Raw genomic sequence first — 10,652 nt, 5'->3', positions numbered from 1 at the left:
CGCGCACACGGCCGAGGTCGAAAGCACGAGCCTCTTGCTCGATACGCCGGCGGCGCGGCTGATCACGCGCGGCGAGGAACGGCCGCTGCTGCTCGAACAGGTCGAAGATCTCGCCACCTCCGCGGCGCTTGTCGTGGACATGTTCCATCATTCGGTTCGCAGGCAAGACACCGTCGTGTCGCTCGGCACGCGGCCCGTGCTGTTCGCGCTCGCGCGCATCCTGGCGCAAGCATGGCCTGCGGATGTCTCACGCGAGGCGCTGATCACAGCAGCGTTTCAGGCCCGGCATCTCGATGAATCGCATCGCGCGCGATTGCGGGTCGAGATCGGGCGGCTCCGCGCGAAGCTCAGGCCGCTCGCCGATGTGACCGCGACGAAGCAGGGTTTTGCGCTGACACCGCGCAAGACGCGGCAGGTTCTCGTGCTGGCACGGCCCGTCGAGGAAAAGCACGCCACGATCCTCGCCCTCCTCTCCGATGGCGAGCCCTGGTCGAGCTCGGCGCTCGCGCTGGCGCTGGGAACGAGTGCGCGCACGGTGCAGCGGGCCCTCGACGAGCTGACGCGATCGAACAAGGTGCAGTCCTTCGGACAAGGGCGTGCGCGGCGCTGGATGACGCCGCCGATCCCGGGTTTCCCGACAGCCTTGTTACTCCCCTCGCCGCTGCTGAAGACGTAGGATGGGTGACATCACAGGGATCAAGCACATGAAACGTTCAGCCGCCGAGATCATCAGAGAGTATGGGCCTTTTGCAGGCGTCGAAGCCGTGCATGGCGTCACCTATGACGGCAGTCATGTCTGGTTCGCATCCGGTGACAAGCTCAATGCGGTCGATCCTGATAACGGCAAGGTCGCGCGCTCGATCGATGTCGCCGCGCATGCGGGCACGGCGTTCGATGGCCGGCACCTGTTCCAGATCGCCGAGGATCGCATCCAGAAAATCGATGCGGCCTCCGGCAAGGTGCTCACCACCATTCCGGCGCCAGGCGGCGGCGGCGATTCCGGCTTGGCCTGGGCCGAGGGCTCGCTGTGGGTCGGGCAATATCGCGAACGCAAGATCCACCAGGTCGATCCGGAGACGGGTAAGGTTCTCCGCACCATCGAGAGCAAGCGCTTCGTCACCGGGGTGACCTGGGTCGACGGCGAGCTATGGCACGGCACCTGGGAGAACGAAGAGAGCGACATCAGGCGGATCGACCCTGAGACGGGCAAGGTGCTCGAGCAGCTCGACCTGCCCGCCGGGACGGGCGTGTCGGGGCTGGAGTCCGATGGTGGCGACCGCTTCTTCTGCGGCGGCGGTGCCAACGGCAATGTGAGAGCGGTCCGCCGTCCCCGGCGCGGCTAGGGTCACGACGATGGCCCTGAACGCACGGCAGCGATGCGGTCGCTGCCGTTAACCCATTCGCCCCAATTCCACCCCATCGGTGCGCTCTAGCGCCCTCCTCGTCCGCCCTGTAGAATCCCCGCCGGGCGGCCTGGGGGACTGATGCGACTAACGTTGAACTTGAAGACCATCCTGATCGCCGTCGCGGTGCTCGCGGCGTCGTTCTTCGTCAGCTTGAAGGCGATGGACTGGCTGTCGCCGCGCGCAACGACAACGGCGCCGCCGGTGGCGCAACTGCCGCCGCTGCCGCCGGTGGCGAAGAGCTCGATCGTGATCGCCCCGGTTGCGATCGCGATATCGGCGATCCGCGAGCAGGCCGAAAAGGCCGCGCCGCGTAATTTCGCAGGCAAGGCTGACAACCCGATCTCGCAGATCCTGGAGAATGCCGATATCGGCTGGACCGCCGTGCGCGGGCCGATGGCAGCCAGTGGCGACAAGGACGTGCTGACCATCTCGACGCCGCTCAGCGGCAAGCTGAACGTGACAGGTTCGCTGTCCTCGAAAGCCACAGGTGCGCTCGGCGACGCGCTCGGCAGCGTGCTCGGCGGTGACGCAGCAAAACGGATCGGCGCAGTCAACATCAAGAATTTGAACGCCAGCGCGGAGATCAAGGGCAACGTGGTCGTCACCTCGCGCCCGAAGCTCGCGGCCAACTGGCACCTCGAGCCTAATCTCGGCGCGCAGGTCAATCTCGGCGATACCAACGTCAACGTCGCCGGCGCCAAGGTCAACGTACCGGCGCAGGTGAAGCCGCTGATCGACAAGAATGTCGGCGAGCAGATCAATGCCGTCTCCGAACGCATCCGCAACGATCCGAGCCTGCGCGAGAATGCGAAGCTGCAATGGGCCAAGGCATGCCGCTCGATCCCGCTGCAGGGCTCGGGCTCTTCGACCGGGCTGCCGCCGCTCTGGCTGGAGATGAAGCCGATCCGCGCCATCGCCGCGCAGCCGCGCGTCGATGCGCATGCCGTGACGTTGCTGATGGGCCTGGAGGCGGAGACGCGCGTCACCTCGACGCCGACCAAGCCGGACTGTCCGTTCCCCGACAAGATCTCGATCGTGCCGCCGACCGGCACCGGCGTAAATATCGGCGTTCCCATCGACGTGCCCTTCACCGAGATCAACAAGCTGATCACGGCACAGATGGTCGGTCGCACCTATCCCGAGGACGGCTCCGGTCCGGTCGATGTCACCGTCAAGAGCGTCAATGTGATCCCGTCGGGCGAACGCCTGCTGATCTCGCTCCTGGTGCGCGCCAAGGAAAAGAAGAGCTGGCTCGGTCTGGGCGCCGAGGCGACCGTGCACATCTGGGGCCGGCCGGTGCTCGATCAGGCGCAGCAGACGCTGCGGCTCACCGACATCCAGCTCGCGGTGGAATCCGAGGCGGCGTTTGGCCTCCTGGGCGCCGCGGCGCGCGCGGTCGTGCCGCAGATGCAGCAGGCGCTGCTTCAGAAGGCGACGCTCGATCTGAAGCCGATCGCTGCCAATGCCCGCGAGAAGATCGCCGCCGCAATCGCCGACTACCAGAAGAGCGAGGACGGCCTCAAGGTCGAGGCCAAGATCGACAGCCTGACGCTCGCCGACATCGCCTTCGATTCCAAAACGCTGCGCGTGGTCGCGGAAGCCGGCGGCACGCTGAATGTGTCGGTGACGAAGCTGCCGTAGATGTAGCGCGGGCGCGCGAGTCTTCATCGCTCGCACCGCTGGCATTCTCATCGGAGGGTGCTAAGCTGTTCCTCGCAACCTCGAACGAGGTGCTGACAGCATTGTAGCGGCAAGCCGAGGACAACATGGAAGCCGGCATGGTCACGCCTGCGCCGGCATTGGTGCGCTTTTCCGGCATTCAGAAGACCTATGATGGCGAGCACCTCGTAGTGAAGAACCTCGATCTCGACATCAGGAAGGGCGAGTTCATCACCCTGCTTGGCCCGTCGGGCTCGGGCAAGACGACCACGCTGATGATGCTGGCCGGCTTCGAAGTTCCGACCCATGGCGAGATCTATCTCGCGGACCGCCCGATCAAGAACATGCCGCCGCATAAGCGCGACATCGGCATGGTGTTCCAGAACTATGCCTTGTTTCCGCACCTGACGATCGCGGAGAACATCGCCTTCCCGCTATCCGTTCGCAAGACGAGCAAGGCGGACGCGCAGGAGCGCGTCAAGTCGGCGCTGCGCATGATCAAGATGGAAGCCCTGGCGCACCGGCGACCCGGACAACTCTCCGGCGGTCAGCAGCAGCGGGTGGCGCTGGCACGCGCGCTGGTTTTCAATCCGCAGCTCGTGCTGATGGACGAGCCCCTTGGCGCGCTGGACAAGCGCCTGCGGGAGCAGATGCAGCTGGAGATCAAGCAACTGCACGAGAGGATGGGTATCACAGTCGTCTACGTCACCCACGATCAGAGTGAAGCGCTCACCATGTCGGACCGCATCGCCGTGTTCAACGACGGCATCGTGCAGCAGATCGACAGGCCCGACGCGCTGTACGAGCGTCCGGTGAACAGCTTCGTCGCCCACTTCATCGGCGAGAACAACGTGCTGGCCGGCACCGTCGAGACGGTCGACAAGGACTATTGCCGCGTCGCGCTGGCTGGTGGCGGCACTGTGACGGCACGGGCGGTCAATATAGCAGGCGCGGGCGCGTCGACCTCGCTGTCGGTACGGCCGGAGCGCGTCACGCTACTTCCCGACGGCAGCTCCAGCGACGGACCCAACCGGCTACCGGCGAAAGTGCAGAACGCGATTTATCTCGGCGACCACGCGCTGGCCGTGCTCGATGTCGCCGGCAACGGGGAGTTCATGGTCAAGCTTCCGCCGGGAGCGCATCATGACCTCACGCATGGTGAAAGCGTCTTCATCAGCTTCCGTCCGGAGGACTGCCTGGCCCTCGATCCTGTCTGATCCAACACCGGACCTGAGAACAATCAAGCTCAACGCAACTCACACGAAGAAGGAACCAACACATGCAAAAGCGCAAGATTGGCAAGATTGCTCTGGGTTTCGCCGCGGCGTTCAGTGCCAGCGCTGCGCTGGCGACGGTCGCGGAGGCGCGTGACCTCACCGTCGTGTCGTGGGGCGGCGCCTATCAGGATGCCCAGAAGAAGGTCTACTTCGAGCCGTTCAAGAAGGCGGCCGGAATTGCCATGAACGACGAGTCCTGGGACGGCGGCGTCGGCGTGCTGCGCGCCAAGGTGCAGGGCGGTGCCGCCACCTGGGACGTCGTCCAGGTCGAGAGCGATGAGCTCGCGGTCGGCTGCGAGGAAGGCCTGTTCGAGAAGATGGACTATACCAGGATCGGCGGTGAAGCCGCCTATATCCCGCCGTCGGTCAATCCTTGCGGCGTCGGCGCCATCCTCTACGATTTTGTTCTCGGCTACGACAAGGACAAGCTGAAGGAGGCTCCGAGCGGCTGGGCCGACTTCTTCGACACCAAGAAGTTTCCCGGCAAGCGCGCCCTGCGTCAGGGCCCGAAGACCACGCTGGAGATCGCGCTGATGGCCGATGGCGTCGCGCCCAAGGACGTCTACAAGGTGCTCGCGACCGACGAGGGCGTCGAGCGCGGTTTCAAGAAGCTCGACACCATCAAGGGCGACATCGTCTGGTGGAAGGCCGGCGCCCAGCCGCCGCAATTGCTCGCCTCCGGCGAGGTGGCCATGACCTCGGTCTACAATGGCCGCATCGACACCGCGAACAAGAACGAGAAGAAGAACTTTGGCATGGTGTGGGACGGCGCGCTGTTCACCCTCGACAGCTGGGTCATCCTGAAGGGCAGCCCGAACAAGGACGCTGCGTACAAGTTCCTCGACTTCGCGGGCAAGCCGGAGAACCAGTCGAAGCTGTCGGAGAACATCGCCTATGGGACTTCGAACAAGGACGCGGCCGGCAAGCTCGCGCCCGCCGTCCTGAAAGACCTGCCGACCGCGCCTGACAACATCAAGAACGCGGTCGAGATCAACGTCGGCTTCTGGCTCGAGAATATAGACCGCCTGACCGAGCGCTTCAACAAATGGGCCGCGAAGTAGCGGGCCCCGCAAGGCTCGATCCATGACGAATGCGTTCATGACCAGCGCCAATGCGTCGACCGAGGTGCCGCTCAAGCGCCGATTGAGGCGCGCTGAGCGAACGCGCCAGGTCAAGGCATTGGCGCTGGTCGCGCCGCTGCTCGTCTTCCTGCTCTTCACTTTCGCAGGGCCCATCGCCGGCATGCTGTGGCGTTCGGTCGATGACCGCGAGGTGCGTCAGGTTCTGCCCCAAACTATCGCGGCCCTCGCTAGTTGGGACGGCAAGGACCTGCCGGACGAAACCACCTTTGCGGCGCTGGCAAGCGACATCCAGGCGGCTCGCGCCGCCGGCACCATCGCCATCGCGGCCAAACGGCTGAACTACGCGCTGAACGGTTTCCGCACGATCCTGACCAGCACTGCACGCAATCTCAAAGCGACTCCCGAGCCCGGCGCGGCCAAGGAGACGCTGGGCAAGATCAATGCAGCCTGGCGCGAACGCGCGACATGGACGGCGATCAAGGATGCCGGCGGCCCCATCACGGGCTTCTACCTTCTGGCGGCGCTCGACCTGACGCGGAACGTGGACGGCGCGATCGTCGCGGCCGCGCCGGATCAGGCGATTTATCGCAGCCTGTTCACCCGCACCTTCATCATCAGCCTGAGCGTCACCATCCTCTGCCTGATCCTCGGCTTCCCGGTCGCCTACCTCTTGGCGACGCTGCCGCCCGGCCGGTCGAACCTCCTAATGATCTTCGTCCTGCTGCCGTTCTGGACCTCGCTCCTGGTCCGCACCTGCGCCTGGATCGTGCTGCTGCAGAGCAAAGGCGTCGTGAACGACAGCCTGCACTGGCTCGGCATCATCGACGAGCCGTTGCGCCTGATCTACAACCGCTTCGGCGTCTGCGTGGCGATGACCCACGTTCTCCTGCCCTTCATGATCCTGCCGCTGTACAGCAGCATGAAGGCGATCTCGCCCGCTTACATGCGCGCCGCCGCCTCGCTCGGTGCGCCACCCCTCACCGCTTTTCTGCGGATCTACCTGCCGCAGACCTTGCCCGGCGTCGGCGCGGGAAGCCTGCTCGTCTTCATCCTGGCGCTCGGCTACTACATCACGCCGGCCCTCGTCGGCGGCGCCGCCGATCAGATGATCAGCTACTTCATCGCACTCTACACCACCGAGACGGCCAATTGGGGTCTGGCTTCGGCGCTCGGCGCGGTGCTGCTGCTAGCCACCATTCTCTTGGCGCTGGTCTACGGCAAGCTGGTGCAGGGACAGCAGGTCACGGGAGGCATGAAGAATTGAGCGACAATTCCTCTCTCCGAACACCCAGCCAGCGCATCGCGTGGACCGCGACCATCGTTGTCTCCGCGCTGGTGTTCATCTTCCTGATCGCGCCGATCCTGGCGATCATGCCGCTGTCCTTCAGCTCGGGCTCATATCTCACTTATCCGCTGCCCGGCCTATCCTGGCGCTGGTACGACGACTTCATCACTTCGCCGCGCTGGATGAATTCACTGAAGAACAGCATGATCATCGGCGTCGCCTCGACGGCGCTGTCCATGGTGCTCGGCACGTTGGCCGCGCTGGGGCTGGCGCAGTGGAAGAGCCGCTTCAAGCCGCTGGTGCTGGCTTTCGTGCTGTCGCCCGTCGTCGTGCCTGGTGTCATCACCGCGGTCGGCCTGTATTTCTTCTTCGCGCCGATCGGATTGACGGGCAGCTATCTCGGCTTGATCCTGGCCCACACCGCGCTGGCGACGCCTTTTGTGGTGATCACGGTCGGCGCGACGCTGCAAAGCTTCGACACCAATCTGGCACGCGCCGCCGCCTCGCTCGGCGCCTCGCCGCTGTATGCGTTCCGCCGCGTGATCCTGCCGCTGATCCTGCCCGGCCTCGCATCCGGCGCGCTGTTCGCCTTCGCGACCAGCTTCGATGAGGTGGTCATCGTGCTGTTCATGGCGGGTCCCGAGCAGCGCACCCTGCCGCGCGAGATGTTCAGCGGCATCCGCGAGAACATCAGCCCGACCATCACGGCAGCGGCGGTGATCCTGACGACGGTATCGGTCATCCTCCTCGCCACCCTGGAGGGCCTGCGCCGACGCAACGAACGGCTCAAGGGCAGCAGCGCCTGACACTTCTTCCTTCTCCCCTTGTGGAAGAAGGTAGCGCGCACGTAGTGCGTGCCGGATGAGGGGTCTCTCTCCGCAACCACAGTATCGTAGGGTGGGCAAAGCGAAGCGTGCCCACCGCTTCTGTTGCAGTGTTCGACCGGTGGTGGGCACGGCGCAAGTGCGCCTTTGCCCACCCTACGATTCCGGCTCCGCTGATGCTGCTTAACCTCATCGTTTACAGGAGTTGCGAAGGGAACACCGCTCGTCCCTTCCTATTTTGCATCCCGCTACTGCGGGGATCGCTTAGCTGCGCCTTCGATTAGGCGTTAAAACTCTCGTGCAACAAAGCCCAAACAACAACACACAGGGAGAACAACAACCATGCAAAAACTCATCGCCGCCATCGCGGCCGGCCTCGCCCTCGCCGCCACAGCGGGCACTGCGCGCGCGCAGATTTCCGATGACGTCGTCAAGATCGGCGTGCTCACGGACATGTCGAGCCTCTATGCGGACGCGACCGGCAAGGGCTCGCTCGCGGCCGTCGAAATGGCGGTTGCCGATTACGGCGCCAAGGTCGCGGGCAAGCCGGTCGCCGTAGTCGCCGCCGACCACCAGAACAAGCCCGACGTCGGCGTCAACATCGCCCGGAACTGGTACGACAACGACAAGGTCGATGCGATTTTCGACGTGCCGACGTCCTCGGTGGCGCTGCCGGTCTCGGCGCTGACGCGGGAGAAGAACAAGATCAACATCAATTCCGGCGGCGGCTCGTCCGACATCACTGGCCCCGCCTGCTCGCCCAACACGGTGCACTGGACCTACGACACCTATGCGCTGTCGAACGTCGCCGGCAAGGCGATGGTCAAGCGCGGCGAGGACTCCTGGTTCTTCGTCACCGCCGACTACGCCTTCGGCATGGCGCTGCAGCGCGACGCCGCCAACGTGGTCAAGGAGAGCGGCGGCAAGGTGCTCGGCGAGGTCCGCCATCCGCTCAACTCGTCGGACTTCTCCTCCTTCCTGCTGCAGGCCCAGGCCTCCAAGGCCAAGGTGGTCGCGCTGGCGAATGCCGGCGGCGACACCACCAACGCATTGAAGCAGGCTTCCGAGTTCGGCCTGACGCAGGGCGGCCAGAAGATGATCGCGCTCTTGCAGGAGATCACCGACACGCATTCGCTCGGCATCAAGGCGACGCAGGGCCTGATCGTCACCGACGCATTCTACTGGGACATGAACGAGGAGACGCGTGCCTTCTCCAAGCGTTTCAACGAGAAGGTGGGCCACATGCCGACCATGATCCAGGCCGGCCTCTATTCGGCGACCATGCACTATCTGAAGGCGATCGACGCCATCAAGTCGGACGAGGCGCCCAAGGTGATGGAGCAGATGCGCAAGACGCCGATCAACGACTTCTTCGCCAAGAACGGCAAGATCCGCATCGACGGCCGCATGGTCCACGACATGTATCTGTTCGAGGTCAAGAAGCCCGAGGAATCCAAGGGCGAGTGGGACCTCTACAAGCTGATCGCCACCGTGCCCGGCGACGAGGCCTTCCGTCCGCTCGACAAGGGCGGCTGCCCCCTGGTGACGCACTAGCTTCCGCAATCTCCGTCATTGCGAGCGACTTGTCCGCCATAGCTCGAAGAGCGACGGCGGCAGCGAAACGACACGACAGCGCGCCCGGTGAAAACCAGGCGCGCTTCGTTTAGGTGATCAGAGCCGCATTACTCCGAGTACTTGAACTCGGGCATGTTCTTCAGCTCGTCCTTGCTCGCATTGAACACGACGTGATCCGGATACCATTTCGACGTGGTCGACGTCGCGGTCGCAGCAGGCTTGTTGTCGGTGCCGGTCGCAGCGCCCGTCGTCGTGGTCGTGGCGGGCTTGGCGCCCGGGTTCGTGCCGGTGCCGGTGTAGGCGACGGCCTCGTTCACGAACTTCAGCTTCTCATAGGGCACGGCGACGAGATGCTCGCCCAGGCCGAGGAAGCCGCCGACGCCGATGACCGCGATCTTGATGTCGCCGTTCTTGTCCATCAGCAGGTCGTTGATCGTGCCGATGTTCTCGTTGGCTTCGTTATAGACCTTGAGGCCGTCCATCTTGGACGTGCGCCACTGGCCGGACGCGGTGGTGGACGTCGTCGTGGCGGTGGCCGCGGTCGGCGCCTTGTCGGTGGTGGCGGTCGGCGATTGCGCGAACGCAACGGTCGTGAGCAGTGCCGTGCCGGCAAGGCCGGCGATGATCGACTTCATCATTGTCCTCTCCTTCAACGAAAAACTCGTGTTGAGAAAACGGCGCTGATCACACGCAGTTCCGTGCGCGCGGCAATTTCGTCGCGCATTGCGCGAGCGCTCGCAAGGGCTGTTCCTGCGTCACTCAGGAACATATTGCGGCGCACGGTTCCCGCCGACGATCGTGCGCTCTGGGTGAAGCACGATCGCGGCGGGGACCGCGCCGACCCGCGTCGCTCAGGTCAGCTCTTGTAGTCGATCAGAAGCGCGGAGAAGTCGGCATTGCCGGATGCGCCGCCAGGCCGCAGCTCAAACGGCAAGTTCGATCGAAGGCGCCTCCACGCTCGCCTTCGAGGGCTGGCACATCGATCTGCGCCTGCGCGAGCAGCGCAATCCGGAAGGGGCACGCGTCGCGGCGACCAGCGCCGAGTTTGATCTCTTGCGCGCGTTCTGCGAACGGCCTGGCCGCGTGCTGTCGCGCGACAGCTTGCTCGACCTCACGCAAGGGCGCAACACCGGCTCGTTCGAACGCTCCATCGACGTGCTGGTCAGCCGCATCCGCCGCAAGATCGAGCCCAATCCGGCCGATCCCATCCTTATCAAGACGGTGCGCTCGGGCGGCAATCTGTTCACGCCAAGAACTGAAGCAGCGAGCACTGAAGCGGCAAGAACTGAAGCGGTTGCGGCGTCCCTGAGCAGCTGAAGGGGACGCGACGATGAAGCTGTTCGGGTTCTTCCACCTCAAGGGTATCGGCGGGCAGATCGCCGCGCTGGTGCTGGCTTCGACTGTCGCGCTCCATCTCGTCGTCACCACTGCGTTCCTGATCAGCCGGCCGGACCGCTCCGACGCGCCGCCGGACGGGGCCCATCAACTGACCGATGCGGCGCTGCTGCTCGGCTCGGCCGAGGCCAGCGAGCGTCCGCGCCTCG

8 protein-coding genes and 3 pseudogenes are annotated in these 10,652 nt (G+C 64.6%); 10 read left to right on the top strand and 1 reads right to left on the bottom strand.

What is annotated here, in order from left to right; genetic code table 11:
* From MOV74_RS19940 to MOV74_RS19905, 8 genes and pseudogenes are all read left to right on the top strand, one after another.
* Positions 1-676: pseudogene (locus tag MOV74_RS19940) on the top strand (helix-turn-helix domain-containing protein); the annotation flags it as partial.
* 28 nt (positions 677-704) lie between these two features.
* The gene (locus tag MOV74_RS19935; protein WP_246925899.1) at positions 705-1,343 is read left to right on the top strand and encodes a glutaminyl-peptide cyclotransferase; all 639 of its coding nucleotides are present in this window, start codon (positions 705-707) and stop codon (positions 1,341-1,343) included.
* 141 nt (positions 1,344-1,484) lie between these two features.
* The gene (locus MOV74_RS19930; RefSeq protein WP_246925896.1) at positions 1,485-3,047 is read left to right on the top strand and encodes a DUF4403 family protein; all 1,563 of its coding nucleotides are present in this window, start codon (positions 1,485-1,487) and stop codon (positions 3,045-3,047) included.
* Positions 3,048-3,172: 125 nt separating this feature from the next.
* On the top strand, positions 3,173-4,282 hold the full coding sequence (locus MOV74_RS19925) for an ABC transporter ATP-binding protein (protein WP_246925894.1): 1,110 nt from the start codon (positions 3,173-3,175) through the stop codon (positions 4,280-4,282).
* Positions 4,283-4,344: 62 nt separating this feature from the next.
* A complete protein-coding gene (locus tag MOV74_RS19920; RefSeq protein WP_246925891.1) occupies positions 4,345-5,403 on the top strand; it encodes an ABC transporter substrate-binding protein in 1,059 nt (352 codons plus the stop codon).
* A 22-nt stretch (positions 5,404-5,425) separates the two neighbouring features.
* Positions 5,426-6,688: an ABC transporter permease gene (locus tag MOV74_RS19915; protein WP_246925889.1), complete on the top strand. Its 1,263-nt coding sequence runs from the start codon at positions 5,426-5,428 to the stop codon at positions 6,686-6,688.
* Positions 6,685-7,515: an ABC transporter permease gene (locus MOV74_RS19910; protein ID WP_246925888.1), complete on the top strand. Its 831-nt coding sequence runs from the start codon at positions 6,685-6,687 to the stop codon at positions 7,513-7,515. Before MOV74_RS19915 ends, MOV74_RS19910 begins: the two co-directional genes overlap by 4 nt.
* Before the next feature lie 360 nt (positions 7,516-7,875).
* The gene (locus tag MOV74_RS19905; RefSeq protein WP_246925887.1) at positions 7,876-9,087 is read left to right on the top strand and encodes an ABC transporter substrate-binding protein; all 1,212 of its coding nucleotides are present in this window, start codon (positions 7,876-7,878) and stop codon (positions 9,085-9,087) included.
* 128 nt (positions 9,088-9,215) lie between these two features.
* Here MOV74_RS19905 and MOV74_RS19900 read toward each other — a convergent pair whose 3' ends face one another.
* Positions 9,216-9,746 (bottom strand): PRC-barrel domain-containing protein, encoded by a 531-nt coding sequence (locus tag MOV74_RS19900; RefSeq protein ID WP_246925886.1) that lies wholly within the window; start codon positions 9,744-9,746, stop codon positions 9,216-9,218.
* A gap of 265 nt (positions 9,747-10,011) precedes the next feature.
* On the opposite strand from MOV74_RS19900, the pseudogene MOV74_RS19895 reads away from it, so the two are divergent.
* A pseudogene (locus tag MOV74_RS19895) lies at positions 10,012-10,425 on the top strand (helix-turn-helix domain-containing protein); the annotation flags it as partial.
* A 13-nt stretch (positions 10,426-10,438) separates the two neighbouring features.
* A pseudogene (locus MOV74_RS19890) lies at positions 10,439-10,652 on the top strand (two-component sensor histidine kinase); the annotation flags it as partial.

It is taken from the genome of Bradyrhizobium sp. SHOUNA76 (genome assembly GCF_023006445.1).
GTDB lineage: Bacteria > Pseudomonadota > Alphaproteobacteria > Rhizobiales > Xanthobacteraceae > Bradyrhizobium.
The sequence above is the reverse complement of the archived record's forward strand: the minus strand, read 5'-3'. Positions and strand labels throughout refer to the sequence as shown.